Annotated in this window: 19 protein-coding genes and 2 pseudogenes; 12 read left to right on the forward strand and 9 right to left on the reverse strand. The window is 41.9% G+C overall.

All coding sequences use genetic code 11. The features are described 5' to 3' along the window. Positions 1 to 48: 48 nt before the first annotated feature. The 3 genes from ACEWB7_RS02090 to ACEWB7_RS02100 all read right to left on the reverse strand — a co-directional run bounded on the left by ACEWB7_RS02090 (position 49) and on the right by ACEWB7_RS02100 (position 2,161). Positions 49 to 726 carry a type 1 glutamine amidotransferase domain-containing protein gene (locus ACEWB7_RS02090; RefSeq protein WP_125278526.1) on the reverse strand — a complete coding sequence of 226 codons (678 nt, stop codon included), beginning with the start codon at positions 724 to 726 and terminating at the stop codon, positions 49 to 51. Between the two features lie 173 nt (positions 727 to 899). Further along, positions 900 to 1,064: a hypothetical protein gene (locus ACEWB7_RS02095; RefSeq protein ID WP_034706264.1), complete on the reverse strand. Its 165-nt coding sequence runs from the start codon at positions 1,062 to 1,064 to the stop codon at positions 900 to 902. Positions 1,065 to 1,291: 227 nt separating this feature from the next. Next, entirely contained in the window at positions 1,292 to 2,161 is an 870-nt protein-coding gene (locus ACEWB7_RS02100; RefSeq protein WP_125278527.1) for an SDR family oxidoreductase, read from the reverse strand. Positions 2,162 to 2,539: 378 nt separating this feature from the next. Between ACEWB7_RS02100 and ACEWB7_RS02105 the strand changes: the two are divergent. The 3 genes and pseudogenes from ACEWB7_RS02105 to ACEWB7_RS02115 all read left to right on the forward strand — a co-directional run bounded on the left by ACEWB7_RS02105 (position 2,540) and on the right by ACEWB7_RS02115 (position 5,704). Beyond that, positions 2,540 to 3,766: pseudogene (locus ACEWB7_RS02105) on the forward strand (efflux RND transporter periplasmic adaptor subunit). A gap of 23 nt (positions 3,767 to 3,789) precedes the next feature. Further along, positions 3,790 to 4,981, forward strand: a pseudogene (locus tag ACEWB7_RS02110) (ABC transporter permease). A 15-nt stretch (positions 4,982 to 4,996) separates the two neighbouring features. Further along, complete coding sequence (locus ACEWB7_RS02115; protein WP_411580369.1) at positions 4,997 to 5,704, forward strand: ABC transporter ATP-binding protein; 708 nt, start codon at positions 4,997 to 4,999, stop codon at positions 5,702 to 5,704. Positions 5,705 to 5,767: 63 nt separating this feature from the next. On the opposite strand, the gene ACEWB7_RS02120 is transcribed toward ACEWB7_RS02115, so the two are convergent. Further along, complete coding sequence (locus tag ACEWB7_RS02120; RefSeq protein WP_125278654.1) at positions 5,768 to 6,079, reverse strand: ArsR/SmtB family transcription factor; 312 nt, start codon at positions 6,077 to 6,079, stop codon at positions 5,768 to 5,770. Positions 6,080 to 6,178: 99 nt separating this feature from the next. Here ACEWB7_RS02120 and ACEWB7_RS02125 point away from each other — a divergent pair, with 99 nt between their 5' ends. From ACEWB7_RS02125 to ACEWB7_RS02150, 6 genes are all read left to right on the forward strand, one after another. Then, on the forward strand, positions 6,179 to 6,595 hold the full coding sequence (locus ACEWB7_RS02125) for a YeeE/YedE family protein (protein WP_034170880.1): 417 nt from the start codon (positions 6,179 to 6,181) through the stop codon (positions 6,593 to 6,595). After that, positions 6,596 to 7,012, forward strand: coding sequence for a DUF6691 family protein (locus tag ACEWB7_RS02130; RefSeq protein ID WP_125278655.1), 417 nt, complete (start codon positions 6,596 to 6,598; stop codon positions 7,010 to 7,012). 2 nt (positions 7,013 to 7,014) lie between these two features. Next, positions 7,015 to 7,890, forward strand: coding sequence for an MBL fold metallo-hydrolase (locus tag ACEWB7_RS02135; protein WP_125278656.1), 876 nt, complete (start codon positions 7,015 to 7,017; stop codon positions 7,888 to 7,890). 118 nt (positions 7,891 to 8,008) lie between these two features. Further along, complete coding sequence (locus ACEWB7_RS02140) at positions 8,009 to 8,434, forward strand: hypothetical protein (protein ID WP_125278657.1); 426 nt, start codon at positions 8,009 to 8,011, stop codon at positions 8,432 to 8,434. A gap of 39 nt (positions 8,435 to 8,473) precedes the next feature. After that, a complete protein-coding gene (locus ACEWB7_RS02145) occupies positions 8,474 to 10,366 on the forward strand; it encodes a copper resistance system multicopper oxidase (protein ID WP_125278658.1) in 1,893 nt (630 codons plus the stop codon). Continuing rightward, on the forward strand, positions 10,353 to 11,246 hold the full coding sequence (locus ACEWB7_RS02150) for a copper resistance protein B (protein WP_125278659.1): 894 nt from the start codon (positions 10,353 to 10,355) through the stop codon (positions 11,244 to 11,246). The genes ACEWB7_RS02145 and ACEWB7_RS02150 overlap by 14 nt, the downstream gene beginning before the upstream one ends. Before the next feature lie 378 nt (positions 11,247 to 11,624). Here the strand turns inward: ACEWB7_RS02150 and ACEWB7_RS02155 are convergent, their stop codons facing one another. The 5 genes from ACEWB7_RS02155 to cynS form a co-directional block, all read right to left on the reverse strand. After that, entirely contained in the window at positions 11,625 to 13,184 is a 1,560-nt protein-coding gene (locus tag ACEWB7_RS02155; RefSeq protein ID WP_125278660.1) for a PepSY-associated TM helix domain-containing protein, read from the reverse strand. A 3-nt stretch (positions 13,185 to 13,187) separates the two neighbouring features. Further along, a complete protein-coding gene (locus tag ACEWB7_RS02160) occupies positions 13,188 to 13,466 on the reverse strand; it encodes a hypothetical protein (protein ID WP_125278661.1) in 279 nt (92 codons plus the stop codon). A 43-nt stretch (positions 13,467 to 13,509) separates the two neighbouring features. Beyond that, positions 13,510 to 14,121: a DUF4198 domain-containing protein gene (locus ACEWB7_RS02165; RefSeq protein WP_125278662.1), complete on the reverse strand. Its 612-nt coding sequence runs from the start codon at positions 14,119 to 14,121 to the stop codon at positions 13,510 to 13,512. Positions 14,122 to 14,192: 71 nt separating this feature from the next. Further along, positions 14,193 to 16,349 carry a TonB-dependent siderophore receptor gene (locus ACEWB7_RS02170; RefSeq protein ID WP_125278663.1) on the reverse strand — a complete coding sequence of 719 codons (2,157 nt, stop codon included), beginning with the start codon at positions 16,347 to 16,349 and terminating at the stop codon, positions 14,193 to 14,195. Positions 16,350 to 16,698: 349 nt separating this feature from the next. After that, complete coding sequence (gene cynS / locus ACEWB7_RS02175; protein WP_004785763.1) at positions 16,699 to 17,148, reverse strand: cyanase; 450 nt, start codon at positions 17,146 to 17,148, stop codon at positions 16,699 to 16,701. A 280-nt stretch (positions 17,149 to 17,428) separates the two neighbouring features. Here cynS and ACEWB7_RS02180 point away from each other — a divergent pair, with 280 nt between their 5' ends. The 3 genes from ACEWB7_RS02180 (at position 17,429) to ACEWB7_RS02190 (ending at position 21,508) form a co-directional block, all read left to right on the forward strand. Further along, a complete protein-coding gene (locus ACEWB7_RS02180) occupies positions 17,429 to 18,238 on the forward strand; it encodes a formate/nitrite transporter family protein (RefSeq protein WP_125278664.1) in 810 nt (269 codons plus the stop codon). Between the two features lie 51 nt (positions 18,239 to 18,289). Next, positions 18,290 to 20,014 (forward strand): bifunctional protein-serine/threonine kinase/phosphatase, encoded by a 1,725-nt coding sequence (locus tag ACEWB7_RS02185; protein ID WP_125278665.1) that lies wholly within the window; start codon positions 18,290 to 18,292, stop codon positions 20,012 to 20,014. Positions 20,015 to 20,191: 177 nt separating this feature from the next. Next, the gene (locus tag ACEWB7_RS02190) at positions 20,192 to 21,508 is read left to right on the forward strand and encodes a PQQ-dependent sugar dehydrogenase (RefSeq protein ID WP_125278666.1); all 1,317 of its coding nucleotides are present in this window, start codon (positions 20,192 to 20,194) and stop codon (positions 21,506 to 21,508) included. Positions 21,509 to 21,774 lie beyond the last annotated feature (266 nt).

Consider the following 21,774-nt stretch of genomic DNA (forward strand, 5'->3'; position numbering starts at 1 on the left):
TTACCAGCAAATAAGTAAATGAACAAAATTACTTATATCTGGATGAAATTATTTTAATAACTTTAACAGCGCCTCAGCCGTTGCGGCAGAAGATGCCGGATTCTGTCCGGTAATTAACAGGCCATCTTGCTGTACATGCACTTGCCAGTCTTCAGTTTTGGAATACTGTCCGCCTTTTTCTTTCAGCGTATCTTCAACTAAAAATGGCACAATATCAGTCAGGCCAACACCATCTTCTTCTGTATTACTAAAACCAGTTACCGACTTACCTTCAACGATAGGTCGGCCTTCTGCATTTTTAACATCGCGAAGTACACCTGGTGCATGACACACAAGTGCCACAGGTTTATTGGCCTGTAAAGTCTGTTCAATTAAGGAAATAGAATTCTGGTCATTGGCCAGATCCCATAACGGTCCATGACCGCCCGGATAAAAGACCGCATCAAAATCCTGATTTAGCACTTCACTTAATTTATGCGTATTGGCAAGTGCCTGCATGGCCACTTCATCTGCTTCAAAACGTTTGGTAGTTTCGGTTTGCGCATCAGGTTCATTACTTTTTGGATCAAGTGGTGGCTGGCCACCAGCAGGAGAGGCTAACGTTACGTCTGCGCCTGCATCAATAAAAGTGTAGTAAGGCGCGGCGAGTTCTTCGAGCCAGAATCCGGTTTTTTTACCCGTTTCGCCAAGTTGATCATGTGAGGTTAATACAATCAGAATTTTCATATTTTTCCTTAAAATTATCTTGAATGACTTGATGAAATAACGAAACAAAGGAAGGAATCTGACTTCTAACGCAATCAGATTTTTTCGATTGTTTAAAAAATAAAAAGAATAAAATCTGGATAGTTGAAATGATGCTAAATCAATAGCATCACTTTCCTTGAACTTTGGATAGCTCAGTTTTTCTTTTTCTTGCCACCGCCGTCCTGCTTATTCACAGTCGACCAAGCAATACGCTCTGCTTCGTCTTCAGAACGACCACGATCTTTTTCACTGTCTTCAATATGCTTAGCTTGCCGTTTTTGCTTTTCGGTATAAGCTGATTTATCACCTCTAGGCATTTTACTATCCTCATCAGATATGCGTTGAAATCACTATACCAAGGGATGATTTTTACGCGGGTAATCATCTGTCAGGATTTGTTTGATTTGTTTTATAGCTATAAGATGAATTTTATAGATATCCATCAAATTCTGTTTTTTAAAGATTCTAAAACTAAAACGTATTAAATATTTTAGAAAAAAGTAGATAACAGTTAGAAAGACTGCTATCTACTTTCAAACTTTGATTAGCCGTTAATAATACTGCCACCATTTACGTGAATGACCTGTCCTGAGATATAACTGGCTTCTTCACTGGCAAGAAATAAATAGGCAGGAGCGACTTCACTCGGTTGTCCCATACGTCCCATCGGTGTCTGCTTACCAAAATCTTCCAGTTGTTCTTCATCAAAGCTGCTTGGAATGAGTGGCGTCCAGATTGGGCCGGGTGCAACACCATTCACACGAATTCCGGTTTTATTTTTAGAAAGATTAGTAGATAAGCTGCGGGTAAAAGAAGTAATCGCGCCTTTGGTACTCGAATAGTCTATCAGTGTGTCATGTCCATGATAGCTGGTGATACTGGTGGTATTGATAATACTGTCACCTGCCTGCATATGTGGAAGTACCGCCTGAGTCAGGTGGAACATGGACAGGATATTGACATTGAAGGTCTTGAATAACTGGTCTGGAGAAATATCGGTAATACTGTCCTGCGGATACTGCACACCTGCATTATTTACCAGAATATTAATGGTTTTAAATTCCTGAAGGGTCTGCTCAACCATTTTCTTGATTTCATCAGGATGCTGTAAATCGCATTGAATCAGCAGGCAACGGCGTCCTTCTGCTTCAACCATTTTTTTGGTATCAAGCGCATCCCGGTCTTCATCCAGATAGCAAATGGCAATATCAGCACCTTCGCGGGCAAATAAGACTGATACAGAGCGACCGATCCCGCTGTCACCACCTGTAATCAGAGCTACTTTGCCTTTTAATTTATCGCTACCTTTATAATTTTCTTTAATGACTTCCGGGGTAGGATCCATTTTGGTCTGGTCACCCGGTTGATGGGCTTGGGTTTCAGTTGAAGCTGGAGTTTCAGGATAGTTATTCATATTTTTTCCTTGATTGCTCTTGATGAAAAAATATATTAGGAGCTTTTAGTTGGGATTGAATTAGGCTCAACATTTCATAACAGAACCTCTGCAAGATTTAGCATTTATTCATTTAGCTTAAATTGACACTTTAGAACTGCCTGTTTTAGTTATTTAAAATCGACTTCTAGGATGAAATATCGGGTTTATTTGTAGGGAAAAGACCGATAAGCAGGAATATACCTTCAGTGGATTGCAGCAGAGTTAAGTCGATTTAAGAACCAATCTGCAAAATAAAACCAATAACTTATTTACAACCAAATAAATCTAAAATATACAGCTAGATAAGCTACAAGTATTTCTTTACAACTGTGCTTTTAACCAGAATGGAGAAGCACATTGCGCGCTATCCGCGATAAATATATTGTCCTGATTCTTTTACTTCTGCTCGCTGCATTTGGCGTATTTCGCTGGTGGCAAGGGCCACAAGTCACAGGTTATACCTTAGAGCCGATGCCGCTGGTGCAATCAGTGGTTGCCACCGGACAGGTCATCACCGTTTCACGTGCTCAAGTTGGTAGTGAAGTAACCGGCGTTGTGCTGGAACGTCGGGTTAAATAAGGTGATCGGGTCAAACCGGGCGATTTGCTGGTTGTACTCAAATCGGATGAACTGGCAGCTCAAGTTCGTCAGGCAGAAGTCGCATTGAATGAACTGGCAACCAATCGCCGTCCACAAGCCTCAGCAGAATTAGCTTCAGCAAAAGCTCAGCTGGAACAGGCCAGCCGTGAAGCGACGCGTCGTCGCAATGCCGAAGCAGGCATCCTTTCGGCAGAAGAAATTGAACAGGCTGTAGAGGTAGAAAGGGTAGCACGCAATAATTATGAAACTGTGCGTTTAAAAGCAGCTGCACTGGCACCGGGTCAGGTAGAAGAGGCTTCATTACGTGAGCAGCTTTCGGTGGCACAGGCTCAACTGGCTAAAACCAAAATCCGGGCAACTGTTGCAGGAATCGTGCTGACCCGTGATGTTGAGCCTGGCGATCTGGTTCAGCCAGGACGTACCTTATTTACCATTGCAATGGATGGTAATACCGAAATCCGTGTACCACTGGATGAACGTAATCTGTCACGACTGGCGTTGTCCCAGAAAGCGACTGCAATTGCCGATGCTTACCCGGATAAACCTTTCCCAGCCCGGATTAATTTTATTGCACCGAGTATCGATCCTCAACGCGGCACGGTAGAAGTGCGTTTATCGGTTGATCCGGTACCAGATTTCCTGCGTCAGGATATGACGGTATCGGTTAATGTCGAGACAGGTCGCCGTGATCGTACCTTGGCGATTCCGAATGATGCGCTAGGGAAAGTACAGGGCGATCAGGCCACCGTATTACTGGTACGTGATAGCAAAATCCAGCGACAAAAAGTGAAACTGGGTCTGCGCGGACTTGCCATGTCTGAAGTGATTTCCGGTTTAAAAGTGGGTGACCAGGTACTGTCAGATGCAACTTCAACTTTAAAAGATGGCACACGAGTTCGATTTAAGCCCGAAGAAATCAACTATGCCGACCAGAATAATGATGCTACTAGCAATAAAAATGAATTACCGGTGAAATTCGAGTGAAAAAATTACTAGGGCGTCTCTGAATCGAATGGAAAATCGCAATCAGTTTTTTGCGAGAAGACCGAATGCAGTCTCTGATGATTACAGTAGGTGTTGCTGTAGGAGTGTCTGTGATTGTTTTTATCTCGGCACTGATACAAGGCTTGCAGTCCAATATCATCGACAGGACTTTGGGAACGCAGGCGCATATCCGTTTACTGTCCCCCAAGTGAACCAAGTTATACCAGCACTCGCAGGCATTGTGCAGCTTGTTCTGGAAGATAAACGGGCCCAAAGACTACGCTCTATCAATAATTGGCAAGAGGTCGTGACGACCTTGGATCAGGTGCCTTTATTGACAGCTGTTTCTCCAGTAGTTTCTGGACCTGCATTCGCACAGCGTGGTGAAGCTCAGGAATCGGTTGCGCTGGTGGGCATGGATCCAGAACGTTATCAGAAAATAATTCCACTTAAAGAATATATGATCAGTGGGCAGTTACGTGTCGGCGCGGATGATGTACTCATTGGCAGTCAGCTGGCTAAAGATCTGGGTGTACAGGTGGGTAGCAAGCTACGATTAGATACTGGGTAGGATAACAGTACTGTCGTAAATATTGCCGGGATTTTTGAACTCGGAGTACGTGAGCTGGATTCGCGCTATGTCTATATGGATTTAAAGCAGGCGCAGTCCTTACTCAGCCTGCCAGGTGGGATCACCGTAATCGACCTGACGGTAGAAGATATTTTGAAGCAGAAAATATTGCAACGCAGGTCGGGCGTTTGACATCCTTACAGGCAGAAAGCTGGATTAAAACCAATGGTCAGTTAATGAATGCCATCTCAGCGCAAAGCCTTTCCACCAATATGATTATTATTTTTGTGGCCATATCCGTTGCTTTTGGTGTTGCCAGCGTCTTGTCAGTCAGTGTCGTACAACGGACTCGTGAAATTGGCATTTTAAGGGCGACAGGGGCTACACAAAGACAAATCCTGCGCGTTTTCCTGTTTCAGGGCGCAATTTTTGGCTTGTTGGGGTCTATTATCGGCAGTGCAGTCAGTTATTTACTGGTCTGGATCTTTAATGAATTTGGCCCAGGCCTGTTCTATATTCCAATTTCAATCAATCTGCTATTGCTGGCTTTATTGCTGGCCACATTGACTGGTGTAGTGGCAGCGGCTATACCATCCCGTCGTGCTGCGGCACTTGATCCTGTGGAGGCAATTCGTCATGTCTGATTATCGAATGAAGTCTTGCGGCTGGAAGCACTACGTAAATCTTATAATATTGGTCAGCCTAATGAAGTCGAAGTTCTGCATGGCATTGATTTGTGTATTGAACGTAATGACTTTGCAGCACTAATTGGTCCTTCAGGCTCGGGGAAAAGTACTTTATTGAATATTCTGGGTCTATTGGACCAGCCAACTAGCGGTGAACTATATCTGCTTGGTCAACCCACCAGCCGTATGGATGACGCTGCACGTACCGCATTACGCGGCAGCAGTATTGGATTTGTATTTCAGTTTCATCATCTGATTCAAGCTTTTAATGCATTAGACAATGTCCTAATGCCGTTAATGATGGCACATGGTAAACCGGATCAAAAAGCTCTAGACCGCGCTCATGAACTTCTGGCTGCAGTCGGGCTGGAAAAGTATGCACATCGAAAACCGAATGAGCTTTCCGGCGGGCAACAGCAACGTGTTGCAATCGCTCGAGCACTCATTACAGAACCCGCCTTGTTACTGGCCGATGAACCGACCGGGAACCTGGATACCCAGACCGCGTCTGAAGTTTTTGAACTGTTTCGTAAAGTAAATAAGGAACAGGGCTGTGCCATTTTGCTGGTGACTCATGATCCGCGCTTGTCTGTTAGTTGTGATCGCACCATCAAGTTAGTTGACGGCCTGATTCAAAGTGATACCAGAACAGCTCCAGCAGATATTCCTGAAAATACTTAATTTTTAAATATTTTAAGAATTTGTATTCTCCAATTATGGATAAATAAAGATTTTTCTTATCACTTAAGCCTTGCAATAAAGCTGATACAAGGTTTGCATCAGGGTAAGTACTTTGGGGTCGGAAAGCTGATAGAAAATCTGCTTTCCTTCACGACGCGTGCTGACCATTTCGGCTTTTCGCAGTACCGTAAGTTGTTGTGAGAGAGTGGGTTGGTGAATATCTGTTTGTAGCTCAATCTGTTGCACATTCATTTCACTATCGACCAGTACACATAGAATTTTCAGTCGGTCAGAATTCGACAACACTTTTAAGCGTTCGCTTACCACATGAGCCTGAGAAAAATCAATACGTGTCTGAGTTTCATCTGCTGTCATATAAAAAACCTGTATTAGTCACACAATATTTAAAAACCGTCTTGATTAATATTTATAATTATATAATATAAAATTATATATTTTAAGTGGAATATGCTCATGCATGACTTTTTGGCAGCGTTTCTCGGTGGATTACTGCTTGGTCTTTCAGTGGTCGGCTATCTGTATGTGAATGGCCGTATTGCGGGCGTGAGTGGGTTGGTTGGGCAGGTACTTAATCGAAAGACAATTTTCAAAACTCCTGCGGTCTGGTTTTTAGCAGGACTATTTATAGTTCCATTTATCTACGGCGTATTGTTTCAGCCAGAAATTGAGCTGAATGCCAGCCCATGGATGATGGTCATTGCCGGTTTGCTGGTTGGTTTTGGTACACGTTTAGGTTCAGGTTGTACCAGTGGACATGGCATCTGTGGGATTAGCCGTCTGTCAAATCGCTCCTTTGTTGCGACCGGGTCTTTTATGCTGGCGGGATTTATCACGGTTTATGTTGTTCGTCATCTGGTTGGAGCTATCTAAATGAAAAATCTATTCGCTTTTCTATTTGGTGGCCTGTTTTCAGTCGGCTTAATGCTCTCAGGTATGTCTAATCCTGAAAAAGTTCTGGATTTTCTGGATCTGTTTGGGGATTGGGATGCCAGTCTTGCCTTTGTCATGATGGGGGCAATTCTGGTGGCTTTTATTCCTTTCCAGAAAGCTAAACATAATCCACATCCGACCACTTTATTTAATGAACCCATTGATTTACCAAAGAATCAAAAGATTGATCCTAAACTGCTGGCGGGTAGTTTATTATTTGGTATCGGTTGGGGAATTGCAGGGATTTGTCCGGCACCCAGTTTTACCCTGATTGGCTTGGGACATTATCAAGCTCTGTATTTTATTGCAGCTATGCTGCTTGGGGTCTGGATTCACCGTAAATGGGCAGGAGTATAAATATGACACAGCAGCCATACGTCAAAGCATTTTTTGATAAAAATACCAATACTTTTAGTTATGTAGTGAGCGATCCTCAAACTGCCCAATGTGCCATTATTGATAGCGTGCTGGATTACGATGCTGCATCTGCCACCACATTGACCGAGCATGCCGATCAGATGATTGCTTATGTGAAATCACAAGGTTTGACGGTGGAATGGATTCTGGAAACCCATGTGCATGCTGATCATCTGACAGCTGCCCAATATCTGAAACAGCAATTAGGTGGCAAGATTGCAATCAGTAAGAAAATTGTGCTGGTGCAGGAAACTTTTGCCGAGATTTATCATCTGGACATGAAACAGATCAATGCGCATCAGCCTTTTGATTATCTGTTTGAAGATGGTGAGCATTTCAAGATTGGAAAACTGGAAGTTTATAATATTCCTACGCCAGGCCATACACCTGCCTGTTTAAGCTATGTGATTGGTGATGCCGTCTTTGTAGGGGATACACTGTTTATGCCGGACTATGGCACGGCCCGTTGTGATTTTCCAAATGGCAGTGCCTCGGTTTTATATGATTCTGTTCACCAGCTGTTCCAACTTCCGGAAAGTACCCGGGTATTTCTGTGTCATGACTATTTGCCAGAGTCACGTCATGAATATCAATGTGAAACCACGATTCAGCAACAAAAACAGCAAAACGTTCATATCCGTGAAGGGATTAGCAAATCTGAATTTGTACAGATGCGTCAGCAGCGTGATGCAGGTCTAAGTATGCCTAAACTGATTTTGCCTGCGATCCAGATTAATATGAATGGCGGACAGTTCCCAATGCCAGAAGCCAATGGTGTGTCTTATGTGAAGCTGCCGCTAAATTATTTTAAGAAGTGATCAACTTAACAGGAACAAAATATTAATTTTTAAATTAAGCGCTTATAAAGTTTGCGAATTTTAATATTCCCCCCTATGCTATTTGGATTATCTCATTTTTATATTTTCAAGGTGCATCTTGCTCAGACAGTTCTTTAAACAGATCTGGTTTGTGATGCTTATGGTCTTCGCCGTAGGCTGGAGCAGCATGTCTGTTGCTTCAGCAAAAACGATGCATCTGGAAACGTCAACCAAGCAGATGGGTTCCCATTGTCAGGAAATGGAAAAAATAGAGAAGTTACATCGCCAGCATCAAGCTATGCATGATTCTGCTCATGATATGAGTCAGGACATGGATTGCCACTCCGATTTAAATGAACACAAAGATGACTGTCTGGATTGTATTTATAGCTCTTGCCATAACCTGAGTAGCTGGATCGATGTGGAAATCTCGAAGTTAACACTCCCTGAGATTTACTCCTTAGAAACCAATTTTATCTCTAATTATCAAGCCAAGCACCTTGCCGGGTATTGGCAGGAAATACTGCGCCCACCTAAAGCTTAATCCTCGCTATTTATATTTTAATAAATCAAGGATTAAGTTATGTCGATTAAAATTAGTCAAAGCCTGTTATTGGGCTTAAGTTTAGTGATCTCGTCTTCATTATTGGCTGCTGTAAAAGAATATCAGCTGGTTATTGATGAAGGTCCAGTCAATATCACCGGTAAAACCGTACAACGTATTACAGTGAATGGAAAATTTCCTGCACCTTTACTGGAATTTGAGGAAGGTGATGAAGCTGTTATTCGCGTCAAAAACAAGCTAAAGAATAAAGAAAGCTCTCTTCATTGGCATGGTTTATTGCTACCCGGTCTGATGGATGGTGTCCCGGGATTTAACGGGTTTCAGGGCATTGCACCCAATCAGGAATTTGTCTATCGCTTTAAAATTCGTCAGAGTGGAACCTACTGGTATCATGCCCATTCCAAGGGGCAGGAACAGGACGGCCTTTACGGCGCCTTTGTAATCTATCCCAAAAACCAGGCGGAAGTTCCCGCACATGAGCAGACCGAGCGTGATTATGTGGTCATGCTTTCAGAATTTCATGAGCAGTCCGGCCAGCAGATCATGAATAATTTAAAAAAATCTGCCGAGTATTATCAAAATCAGCGTGAAACTCTGAGCGATGTTTTTCAGCAAATCAAACGGGAAGGGCTTAAAGCCACCTGGAATGATCGCAAAATGTGGAACCAGATGCGCATGCTGAAAACCGATCTGTCTGATGTAACCGGTTATACCTTTCTGGTGAATGGAAAAACGCCTGAACAGAACTGGATGGGACAGTTTAAACCAAATGAAAAAGTGCGATTGCGTTTTATCAATGCCTCTGCCATGTCATTTTTTGATGTGCGTATTCCACAGTTGAAAATGACGGTGGTCAGTGCAGACGGACAGCCTGTCAAACCTGTAGTTGTCGATGAATTCCGCATTGGTGCCGCAGAAACCTATGATGTGATTGTGGAGCCCACTGCGGAACATTATCAGATTGAAGCTGAATCGATTGACCGTTCCGGTTTTGCGATTGGCAGCTTACAGAATGAATTAAAGCCAGCTCATCATGCCATACACAAACCTATATCCCGTCCTCGTGCCTTATTGACCATAGAAGATATGGGACATGGCAATATGCAGGGTGAAGCACACGAGCAGATGAATCATCAGAATCATGCTAGCCATGACATAAATGTTAAAAAAGATACTGAACATTCGATGATGGGACATAAGCAGCATGCATCAGCCAAAATTATCGAACAAGGAGAGGACAATCATACCGAGCATTCAGATACTTCATCCGCTATAGATCATGTGAATCACTCAAATATGACCGGGGATATGCAACATGAAAAAGATGCCAAAACTTTTACGCAGCAACCAGTTTACGGCTGGGCCAATGCCTCTACACCGGTAGGGCATAAAGCTTTGCAATATAGCGACCTCAAATCTTTAACTCCGCAAAAAGATATTCGCGACGCAGAAAGCGAATTGGTGATTCGTTTAGGCGGCACCATGGAACGGTATATCTGGACCATGAACGGCAAGAAATTTAATGAAGCAGAGCCGCTCAAAGTGAAATTTGGGGAACGGATCAGGCTGAAATTTATCAATGACAGTATGATGGCACATCCGATGCATTTACATGGCATGTTCATGCAGCTCGAAAATGGCCAGTTTGCAATAGATATGCCGAATAAACATACAGTGATTGTCCCACCTGGAAAAACCGTTACGACTTTGCTGACTGCAGATGAACTAGGTGAATGGGCGATTCATTGTCATCTGTTGTATCACATGACTGCCGGAATGATGAATAAACTGATTGTAGCAAATGTTCAGGAAAATGACGTTTCGACTCAGAATACTGTGCGGGAAGAGCATTCCCATCATCACATGACAAAACCAGTAGAAAAACAAGGAGATGCTCATGCACACCATTAATCTTTGTTTGAAGCCTGTTTTGGCTAGTGTATTGGCGTTGGGAAATATGACTGTTTTTGCCGAAGATATATCTCAACAGCATGCTGATCATTCGATGCATCATCAACAATCACTCCAATCGTCAGAGCATCATTTAACTTCAGTAGCACTGGAAGTTACTGAAAGTTTAATTTCAGATTCAGCTTCAACCTATTCCAGCGAACATGATCATCGCAAGGAACATGGAGGGCAAATTTATACGCAGGTTAAACTGGACAATAAATGGATCGAAAATTCAGAAGGTGAGGGAAGTTTACAGTCTGAGAATGAGCTTCGGATTGGCACGGATGAAAATAAACTGTTCATTAAACTCAAAGCTGACAAACAAGAATCCAGAGCAACAGAATATGCAGTCCAAGCTCTGTATAGCCGGAATATTTCAGATTTCTGGGATGCTCAGGCGGGTCTTCGCTACCGTCAGGAAAATTTGGGGCAGCCTAATACTGGGCAAGATATTGAACATGTAGATGCAGTATTTGGATTCCATGGACTGGCGCCGTATTTCTTTGAAACCAATACACATCTGTATCTTGGTGAAGATGATTTTATCGGACTTGAGCTAGAAACAGAACGTGATCTGCTACTCACACAAAAACTGATTTTGCAGCCTTATGTTGAAGTTGACCTCATTTTGAAGGATAAAGCAGCCAATGCTAAAAAGACTGGAATAAGTCATGCGGCATTCGGTCTGGAAACTCGTTATGAGATCAATAAAAAGATCATGCCTTACCTTGATATTGCTTATGAATATTCCAAGGGCAACGAGAAAACTGCATGGCAGGACGCATCTGATTCTGAACAGGGCTGGCGTTATGGAATCGGTTTAAGAATGATGTTCTAAACAGATATGTATGTAAGCTAATATTTATGAGGCGGGAAAATCATTTTCTCGCCTCATATACTCAGCTATATCTTATTCTTAAGGCCTCTATAAACTTTTATATTTTTCTTTGTTTTAAATTATTCATTTTCAGAATAAATATAAATACGATTGGACTTATAACAACCCAAAGTGCCATAAAGCTAATACTACTACTGAATTGAGTTCGTAAAAGGAACAATACCAACAGTAAAAGACTGCCTGAGATCAATTTAACGATGACCGGATAACTCACCAGAAAAGAATATCGAGACTGTCTGGTTTTTAAAATCTGTTTTTCACTCACTGCATAAAAACCAAAACAGGCCATCCAGATCAGTCCTACTATTGCCATCCATATCATGAAGAAGACTCCTGCTGTGCAGTTTTAAGCTTGGCCTGAATTTTATGAACAGCTTTTTGCTGGATAGGTGTAATTTTCTGATGTAGGAAGTAAGCGAGAAGTGCCAAGATCCAGAGCATCAGATCGATACGCAAAAACAGCCAATAGTTCGCAAAAGAATCCAGATAATGCTGGGACCACAAATAATACAGGTCGATGAGTGGAAGCATAAAAGCGGCACAGATGAGAATTTTAAGCTGCGTTTTCCATAAATGCTGTTGTGGCGTTAAACAGGCCAAGATAAAACTACTCAGCCAAATACTAAAGAAGATATAGATTTCATAATTTGTGGTGCCCACAGGAATGTGAATCAAACGGTTTGCATAAAGATAAGCCAGCATGGCAATAGGTAAACCAATTATCATGGTGATATTCAGACGATTCACCAGATAATATCCAAAGTGAAAACGATCCGATTTTTTCTGCATCTGTCGTTTCAGGCTCCAGAGCAATAATCCGGAAGCGATCATGGCACAGCCTAATATGCCTGAGAAAAATAGGGCGAAACGTAAAACAGGTTCGGCAAAACGTGCCATATGCAAACCATATACTCCAGCATTCAGGGTAGCAATTGCACTGTCATTACGGGTGTTTTCAAGCAATTTGCCTGTCGTCGCATTTAATACGAGTTGTGCCTGATTGCGGGTAATAGAATGATCTTTCAATTCGGTTAAGGTAATCTTTGCCAGCTGGGTATTCGGCTGCTTCACGGTAATATTGTCAAATTCTGATTTTCCCCAGTGCTGCTGCGCCGTAGTGATAAAATGTTGAATCGGTAACATCTCCGTTTTAATGGGCACAGCAGAGGGAGCAAGCACATTTTTGGTTCGGATTTCTTCAAAATATTGAAATGGATTTTCTGGATATAGCTGCTTCATGCCAGAAGGCAAAACAATATAAAAGAAAATAGCCAGTCCAGTAAAAGTCATAGTTAAAAAGAACGGTAGCGCAATGACGGAACTGACATTATGAAAATCCAGATAGGAACGTTGTCCTTTAAAAGCTCTCAGAGTAAAGAAGTCGGTCAGAATTTTTTTATGGGTAATGATTCCGGAAATCAGGGTCATCAACATGATGAATGCAGCAATGGTGACAATCAGACGGCCAATGGTATAAGGTACGCCATATAGCTGAAAATGAAAGTTATAGAAAAAATCTCCGCCCTGTGTAGCCGAAAGCGTTAATTCCTTACCTGTCATAGCATCCAAGGTTTTAAGTTGATAAGCACCCTCTGCAGTTTGCCAATAAATTTTATTAACCGGTAAATCATGATTTGCTACCCCGATATACCAGTTCTGTGCATCAGGTGCATGTTGCTGTAAATAGCTATAAGCAGTTTTTAAAGCTGTTTCCTGGTTCACCTGCATCATGACAAATTGTGGCTGCATCCACATTGTAATTTCATGGCGATAATAGGTAACCGCACCTGTTAAAAAGATCGCGAAGAGGAGCCAGCCAAAACTTAAACCTAGCCATGAATGTAGCCATGCCATAGATTGACGGACAGATTTATGCATGGTTTAACCTATGAAGCGGGAAATGACAAATAAAACAATGAGAGGAATCAGGCTATAGACTGAAAGTGTTTTAAGACTTTGGATACAGAAGATTTCAATCACAAAACAGACATAAAAAATGAGGGCAGTAAATGCAGCAAAATAGACAGATTCTGCTTTAGGCAGAAAAGCCTGTAGAAAGTAAGCCAGATCGAGTGCGATCAAATAACTGCACAAGTAGCCCACCCCAAAGCTCATGCCTAAGCGATAGAGAATAGCGAGAGGCTGCATTACAGAAATCATATTTGGCCTTGAATAAATCTATACTGATGAAAATTTAAAAAACTTAATGAACAAAACTTAAAGTCGTGACCAGATACTGTTTTTTATAGGCCTGCTGATTCAATTTTCCTGCCTTGTCTGCTTCTTTGCCGACTTCAATAACATATTGACCTTTCCATGGCGTGGCGATCGTAATCTGGCCTTGGCTGTTGGTGGTGTATTTCTTTAGCCAGAATTGCGGGGAAAAGACTGTGACTTCAACATCAGCAGCAGGTTTACCCTGATACAGTACCGTGAATGTATTGCTGTTGATTTGGGTCGGAACAATATCCAGTTCTGACTCTGCTTTCAAGTTTTGTCTGCCGGATTTGGCATGATAGCTCAGCAATGATTCTCCATAGATCAATTCATGACTGAGTTGGACATCTGTCTGGCCTTGGGTGGCATAGAGCAAATGATCCTGTTGCATTTGAGGACTAAAGGTCTTTCTAGACTGAATGGCCTTTGCCTGATTGAAAGACTTCAGGGCACCTTGATGCGTTTCTTTAAGCTGTTCACTATATTCACCAAAGAAAGCATGAGTCTGCATATCTGTACCACGTTCCAGCCAAAGCATATGCGCCTGAGTTGAAAGTGTCATAGACAGTCCGAGGGTCAGAGCGATCATTTTTTTCATTTGTTTTACCTGTTTTTGTGTATGTAGTGATGATTTAGCCCTGAACATGTCGTCAAAGCTAAGCTTAAAAATCAATATTTAAAGTTCACAGCAACGCTGTAATTCGCTGGTGCACCATAAAAACCTTGCTGATTCGGGAAATTGAACAAATATTTTTCATTGGTCAGATTGTTGCCGTTGGCTTGCAAGGTCATATGTTCATTCAGTTCATAGCTGGCCATTAAGTTCACGAGCGCATAGGCATCCTGCTCGATCACACCGGCTTTTTGAGTGGTCACCCCATTGGTTGTTGCTTCAGGTACATCCAGATAGGTCTGATCCTGCCATTGCACCCCGAGGCCCAGTTTCAGTTTTGGAATCTGCGGAACCTGATAAGTTGTCAGCAGATTAAACGACTGCGTTGGATTGAAAGTACGCGCATCGCCGCCATTGATCAGATCTTTCAGGCTAAACTGGGTATAACCAAAGCTTAGGTTTAAATGGTCGGTCAGCTGTCCAGCGAGGCCAAACTCGTAGCCTTGGGAACGCAGGTCACTGACCTGAGTTGTGCGTAAAGTCGGTATACCATCAGAATCACGAAGCGGATAATTACTTTGCTCGGTTCTGAACACGGCCATAGTGGCGGTAAGCTTGTCATCTAGCCAAGAACCTTTTACTCCGACTTCATAGCTTTCACCTTCGATCGGTTTGTTAATGCTGCCATCATCTGCTTTGGTGGTTTGCGGACGGAAGATCGAGGTATAACTCAGATAGCCTGTATATTCAGGGCTAAAGTTATAGGTCAGACCGGCATAGGGTAAAACTTTATCTTCATCATAAACAGTATCTTTTCCATAACTACTGCCACTGCTTTCAGCCTGAACGTAGTTCGCACCTAAAAGCAGTTTCAGATCATCATTCAGATGCAGTCGGGTTGCAGCATAAAGGCTCTGGTTCTTCTGCCGGATATGCATTTCCCCACTGGTTTTCGATAGATCCCAGCTCGGTTCTTCTGGGCTAAAACTGGCTAAATCTGTGGTGAGTGGCTGAGCAAAATTACCTCCGTAACCCAATTCATCCAGACGATTTTTAGCCCAAATATAGCCCAATGAGGCTTCATGGCGTTGTCCCCAAAGCGGATAGGTACCGCTGAAACTCAGGCTGGCTTGTTGTTCTTTATTGTCATCAATATACATCCCTGGATACAGGAAAATACCTGAAGTGCCATTTGCGTCAGGTTTGCCGGACAGAAACAAGAGCTTTGAATCGCGTTGAGTGCGTTTTTCATCATAGGTCAGTTTGGCTGTCCAGTCGCCACCCAGTTTTTGTTCAAGCTCGGCAAAGTAACTTTTAATATTGCTATCCCAGTGCGCCCAGCTTGGACTGTAATTATAATTCCGTGAGTAACTGAGCTGCTCGCCTTCAGTATTGATCAGTGGATTAGAACCCCAATTGACACCATTCGGCTTGTGATTGGTTTCAGTATAGCCAGCAGTTATTAAGGTCGAATCAGTCAGGTCAGCCTCAACCACGGCACCAATGCCATTTTTTTCGAGTTCATAGTGATCCAGATAACTATCACCTGTCTGCTGATAGCCAAATACTCGGCCTCTGATTTTTCCATCCTGTGTCAGGGGAGAGGAAACATCTGCTTCATAACGTTGGGTATTCCATGAACCATAACTGGTATTAAACGCGGCCTGAAGTTCCTGAGTAGGGCGTTTTCTAATCATATTAATGGTAGCGCCCGGATCGCCAATACCATTATTTAAGGCATTTGCACCTTTAACGATCTCTATACGGTCAAATAAAAAGCTGTCTGGATTGTCATTATTGTAGTTATAGCCTTCAAGCGGAATCCCAACGCCGTCTACCAATACGTTTGAGATTTCAAAACCACGTGATAGATAGGAAGTTCGTTCGGTCTCCTGGTTACTTACAATGATCCCCGGTGAGTTGCGGAGTACATCACGGGTATTATCCAGTGCAAAGTCATCTAATTGTTGACGCGTCACTACATTCACTGTTTGTGGCGTTTCCTTAAGAGGAATATTTAGTTTAGAAGCTGTTGCAGAATTTTGAATAATATAGCTTTTAGTCTGTTCAGAGCTTTCTGTTGTTTGTGCTGCATCAGTGACTATCGTGATGGTAGGAAGTTGCTGACTATTTTCTGCAAAACTTTGCTGTGTCATCAATATGGCAAAACTGAGCAAAGATAGCTTGAAAGTTGGATGATTGGTATAAAACATTTTAATGAATGTAAATGATAATAATTATCGCTAATGTTATTGATTAGATATTTTTAAATCAATCTAAATACAATAGGAAATTTAAATTAAAAATTACTCATTGATAGAGGAATACTTTGCAGTTAAAGCAGATTAAAAGAAGAAGGGGTTAAGATTTTGCTTAAAATAAAAACGATTTATTTTAGTAAAATAATATGTAAATTATTGACTTCATATTAATTTTTTAAATTTATAAAGTATATTCGCTAAATTTTTTTCATGTAGAGAATGAGATTAATGCTCAAATATAAAAAGAAAAATGAAATAAAAAAAAGCCATCACATTGATGGCTTTTTATAAATGATATTGATCAATAAGTTTTATAAGGCAAGAACTTGCCAGACAATACGACATTGACACGGTCGCCATTCGGATTTTCTTCGCGTTGAATATCCATACTAAAATCAATCGCGCTCATAATACCGTCACCAAATTCTTCATGAATCAGTTCTTTAATGGTAGAACCATATACATTCACCACTTCATACCAACGATAAATTAAAGGATCGGTCGGTACGCTGGTTGGCAGGGAACCTTTATATGGCACGATCTGTAGCCATGCAACGGCTTCATCACTTAAGCCAAAAATCTGACCAATCTTTTCTGCTTGCTCTTTATTAAACGCCATCTGACCTAAACATGCAGCGGTTACCCATTCTTTAGAAAGACCAATCTCTTTGGCAACATCTGACCACTTAATTGACTTTAAAACTTTCGCTGAAATGATCATGTCAGTTACTTGTTGACGATGGGTAATCATAATCCTCTCCAAATTATTCTCAAATGAATGTATGCAGAACGCATAATGCAGATATCATGCCAACAGCATTTTAGAGTTCATGCTAAATAGAAAATGAATATTTAAGTGATTGTTAATTATTTGTGGCATAGCTTTTGCTTCTATTTCGATATACATGGCAACGACGCCATTCACCATTACCTGTTCTAATATTCAAGGCAACGGCGCCTAAGGTCTTCAATGATCTTAGGCGTCTTTTTTTCGAAAAACAGGTCCGTATATTGAAAAAGAGGACGACAACATGGCATATCTTGCTCCTGCGGAGTTTGCAAAAAAAGTAGTAGATGCGGGTGAATCCAAGCTTCATATGGCAACCCGTGATGTTTTGATTCGTGCCTTTATGGCAGGTGCGATTTTGGCCTTGGCAGCCGTATTTGCAATTACGATTGCAGTGCAAACTGGTGTGCCACTGATTGGCGCATTACTGTTTCCTGTCGGCTTCTGCATGTTGTATTTATTGGGCTATGACTTGCTAACCGGGGTATTTGTATTAACACCGCTGGCATGGCTGGATAAACGTCCTGGCGTAACCTGGGCACGCATTTTAAAAAACTGGGGACTGGTATTTTTAGGTAACTTTACTGGGTGTTTAGTCGTTGCAGTACTGATGGCTGCTGTTTATACCATGGGCTTTGCGACTGATCCGAATCCAGTCGGTGAAAAGATTTCTCATATTGGTGAAGACCGTACCTTAGGTTATGCGGCTTATGGTTTCTCAGGTTGGATAACTATTTTTATTCGCGGCATGCTGTGTAACTGGATGGTGTCTTTAGGGGTGATTGGTGCGATGATGTCAACTACAGTGAGTGGCAAGTTCATCGCAATGTGGATGCCAGTGATGCTGTTCTTTGCCATGGGCTTTGAACATTCAGTGGTAAACATGTTCCTGTTCCCATTTGCCATGATGATGGGTGGTGACTTCTCGATTGCAGATTATTTCCTGTGGAATGAATTACCGGTTGCTTTAGGTAATCTGGTAGGGGGTTTAGCCTTAACAGGTCTGGCACTTTACACCACACATGTACGTACTGGCGCGAAAAAAGAATTCTAATAATGAATCATTTTTAAAGGGATCAATATGATCCCTTTTTGAGTTTTCAATATGAAAAAAACATTAAAAGTCGCTATTGGACAGTATTCTACGGCTGGTATTAAAGATCAGAATCAGGATTTTTATGGCATCTATTTGCCAGAAGGTCATGTACTGAAGCAAAAAGGTATAGGCTGTGCGATTGCCGACGGGATCGGCAGTAGCAATGTCAGTCACATTGCCGCAGAAACAGCCGTTAGCAGTTTTCTCTCTGATTATTATTCGACTTCGGATGCCTGGAGCACTCAGACTTCAGCAGCACGGGTGATTCGTGCCACTAATTCATGGTTATATGCACAAACTCAACAAAGTCAGGGACGTTTCGATAAAGATCGAGGCTATGTCTGTACCTTATCCGCACTTATTTTAAAGCAGCATCAGGCGCATATTTTTCACGTCGGTGATAGTCGTATTTATCGAATCCGAGATGGTGAAATTGAATTATTAACCCATGATCATCGCGTCTGTCTGTCTTCGACAGAACATTATCTCAGTCGTGCCTTAGGGGTGGATTATCGTATTGAAATTGATTATCAAAGCCTTGAACTAAAAGAAAAAGATGTCTTTCTACTCATGACTGATGGGGTTTATGAGTTTGTTACAGACCAACAATTATTAGATTTCACCTTAGCAGCAGATCACTTAAATCAGCTTGCCAAATTCCTGGTTGAACAGGCTTTAAAACAGGGCAGTGATGATAATTTAAGTCTTCAAGTGCTCCGTATTGAGCAGTTGCCTGAACCAGATCAGTTTTATATGCACCAGGATTATGTCTTTCCACCCCAGCTCAGCAAAGGTGAAGCATTTGAAGGCTATGCCATTGACAAAATCCTGCACCAAAATCACCGCAGTTGCCTGTATTTGGCACACGATCATGATCGGCAACCGCTAGTGATTAAAACTCTGGCAGTAGATTTACAACAAGATGAACAGGCTGTTGAACAGTTTCAACTTGAAGACTGGGTTTCAAAGCGTCTTAAGCACGAAAATCTGCTGCAATGTTATACGCATCAATCAGAGAAAAAATATTTATTCCAGAGTTATGAATATTTGCAGGGAGAAACCTTAGATCGCTGGCTGCATCAACAGAAAAAGCCTTTGCAGATGGAAGATATTCTCCCTATTTTGCAGCAAACAGCATTGGCCTTAAATGCAATGCACCGACTGGAAATGTTGCATCAAGATGTACGTCCTGAAAATGTTATGGTCTTAAACGTTGATAATACACTTAAAGTCAAACTGATTGATTATGGTTCAACTGCTGTACGAGGTTTAGTCGAAATTAATCCTAAACATGTGAATCGGCCACTTGGTACCTTGGCATTTATGGCACCTGAATATTTCATTGAACATTCACCATCCGTGCAGTCTGATCAATTTTCTTTGGCGGCAATGGTTTATTATTTACTGACTAAACAGCTTCCTTATGGTACAGATTTGGCTCGTTGTAATACGCTGAAGCAGCTAAAGAAAGTTCAATATCATTCCATTCAAAAATATCGGCCAGATTTACCACTTTGGTTAGACCAGATTCTAAAAAAGGCTCTGAGTATCGAGCCAATGTATCGTTATGAGGCATTGACTGAATTGATCCATGATCTGGAACACCCATCCAAGGAATTATTAAAATCCAAAGCCCCTACCATCATTGAACGTGATCCTTTACGTTTCTGGCAAATCAGTTGTGCTGTATTAGGAGTTTTACTTTTATTAAGTATTGCATGGCCATTTATTTAAGAAGGTTGGAGTGAATATAAGTAAAAAAATTAGACAGCGTTCTATACTTTAGGCAACTTGCGTCACTAGTATATTTACGGCAATCAATCCACAACCAGAAACTACAAGAACTATATCATTACGATTTCAACCACCTTTTAAAATGGGAGAGATAAAAACAAAAAGCAAGGAAATACCATGGCGGCTCAATTTCTCCTATCAGCCTTAAGTACCGTAATCATATTGGCATTTACCGGCTGTACAGTTTCATCCAAAACACCTGTAACAGATAGTTATGGCGCTCAGCCGTCTTTACCTGAACCAAAATCAAGACTGTTTCCGGTCGTCAACATTGCCCCTGCAAAAGGTTGGCCTGAAGGTGTCATGCCGACGCCAGCACCAAGTTTAAAAGTGCAAGCATTCGCACAAGGCCTTCAACACCCGCGCTGGTTATATGTATTGCCGAATGGAGATGTACTGGTGGCTGAAACCGATGCTCCGCCTAAGCCCGAAGATAGTAAAGGCATTAAAGGCAAAATCATGAAAATGGTGATGAGAAGAGCAGGATCATCCTATCCGAGCGCCAACCGTATTAGCCTGTTGCGTGACAGTAATCAAGACGGCATTGCTGACCAGAAAACAGTATTTCTGCAAAATTTAAACTCGCCGTTTGGAATGACCTTAGTGGGTAATATGCTTTATGTCGCAAATACAGATGCTTTAGTGCGATTCTCTTATCAGCCAGGTATGACCCAGATCAAAGAAAAAGGAACTAATGTATTAGACTTGCCTGCAGGCCCTTTAAATCATCACTGGACGAAAAATGTTATTGCCAATCCTGCAGGCACGAAGCTCTACATTACGGTAGGCTCCAATAGTAATGTGGCTGAAAATGGCATAGCTCAGGAAGAAGGACGCGCCCTGATCATGGAATTGGACCTTTCTACAGGTCAAGCCCGGCCGTTTGCTACAGGCCTGCGTAATCCCAATGGCATGGACTGGCAGCCTCAGAGTGGAGCCTTATGGACTGTAGTGAATGAGCGTGATGAGCTGGGCAATGATCTGGTTCCTGATTATGTGACCTCAGTAAAAGATGGCGCTTTTTATGGCTGGCCTTATAGTTATTATGGCCAGCATGTGGATACCCGGGTAAAACCGCAAAAGCCTGAACTGGTCGCGAAAGCAATTAAGCCAGATTATGCCTTGGGAAATCATACTGCATCACTGGGTCTGACATTTTATAAGGCTAATTTAATATCCCAATATCGTGATGGTGCACTCATTGGCCAGCATGGTTCCTGGAATAGGAAACCTCATAGTGGTTATAAAGTTATTTTTGTGCCATTTCAAAATGGTCAGCCTTCTGGTCAGCCTCAAGAGGTTCTGACCGGATTTTTAAGCAAAAATGGAGATGCATTTGGTCGGCCTGTGGGTGTAGCTACAGATGCTCAAGGCGCAATATTAGTTGCTGATGATGTAGGGAACGTGATTTGGCGAGTATCACCGAATCAATAAATAAGTAGATGCTAATAAAATAAAAGCCTTATAGTCTCTCCCAAAACTATAAGGCTTAGCGGCTGTAGTCTCTACTTTTATCACTTACCATCCCAGTAAGTTCGCTGTCTTTCGACTTTATTATCATTGTAATGCGATTATTATCAGCTTTCCTTGCTGACTCTTTATGTGAAACATAATGTCAAAAATTGAGGAAACAGAATATAGAGTATTTGCTCCAATCGATGTAAGCTTAAACTTAAAAAAAAATAATATATTTATACAAA

The sequence above is a fragment of the Acinetobacter sp. NIOH-H-8 genome (genome assembly GCF_046635365.1).
Classification (GTDB): Bacteria; Pseudomonadota; Gammaproteobacteria; order Pseudomonadales; family Moraxellaceae; genus Acinetobacter.

Coding starts and splice junctions, on each gene's coding strand:
- ACEWB7_RS02090 (WP_125278526.1), bottom strand. CDS start 726: ATGAAAATTCTGATTGTATTAACCTCACATGATCAACTTGGCGAAACG.
- ACEWB7_RS02095 (WP_034706264.1), bottom strand. CDS start 1,064: ATGCCTAGAGGTGATAAATCAGCTTATACCGAAAAGCAAAAACGGCAA.
- ACEWB7_RS02100 (WP_125278527.1), bottom strand. CDS start 2,161: ATGAATAACTATCCTGAAACTCCAGCTTCAACTGAAACCCAAGCCCAT.
- ACEWB7_RS02120 (WP_125278654.1), bottom strand. CDS start 6,079: ATGACAGCAGATGAAACTCAGACACGTATTGATTTTTCTCAGGCTCAT.
- ACEWB7_RS02125 (WP_034170880.1), top strand. CDS start 6,179: ATGCATGACTTTTTGGCAGCGTTTCTCGGTGGATTACTGCTTGGTCTT.
- ACEWB7_RS02130 (WP_125278655.1), top strand. CDS start 6,596: ATGAAAAATCTATTCGCTTTTCTATTTGGTGGCCTGTTTTCAGTCGGC.
- ACEWB7_RS02135 (WP_125278656.1), top strand. CDS start 7,015: ATGACACAGCAGCCATACGTCAAAGCATTTTTTGATAAAAATACCAAT.
- ACEWB7_RS02145 (WP_125278658.1), top strand. CDS start 8,474: ATGTCGATTAAAATTAGTCAAAGCCTGTTATTGGGCTTAAGTTTAGTG.
- ACEWB7_RS02150 (WP_125278659.1), top strand. CDS start 10,353: ATGCACACCATTAATCTTTGTTTGAAGCCTGTTTTGGCTAGTGTATTG.
- ACEWB7_RS02155 (WP_125278660.1), bottom strand. CDS start 13,184: ATGCATAAATCTGTCCGTCAATCTATGGCATGGCTACATTCATGGCTA.
- ACEWB7_RS02160 (WP_125278661.1), bottom strand. CDS start 13,466: ATGATTTCTGTAATGCAGCCTCTCGCTATTCTCTATCGCTTAGGCATG.
- ACEWB7_RS02165 (WP_125278662.1), bottom strand. CDS start 14,121: ATGAAAAAAATGATCGCTCTGACCCTCGGACTGTCTATGACACTTTCA.
- ACEWB7_RS02170 (WP_125278663.1), bottom strand. CDS start 16,349: ATGTTTTATACCAATCATCCAACTTTCAAGCTATCTTTGCTCAGTTTT.
- cynS (WP_004785763.1), bottom strand. CDS start 17,148: ATGATTACCCATCGTCAACAAGTAACTGACATGATCATTTCAGCGAAA.
- ACEWB7_RS02180 (WP_125278664.1), top strand. CDS start 17,429: ATGGCATATCTTGCTCCTGCGGAGTTTGCAAAAAAAGTAGTAGATGCG.
- ACEWB7_RS02185 (WP_125278665.1), top strand. CDS start 18,290: ATGAAAAAAACATTAAAAGTCGCTATTGGACAGTATTCTACGGCTGGT.
- ACEWB7_RS02190 (WP_125278666.1), top strand. CDS start 20,192: ATGGCGGCTCAATTTCTCCTATCAGCCTTAAGTACCGTAATCATATTG.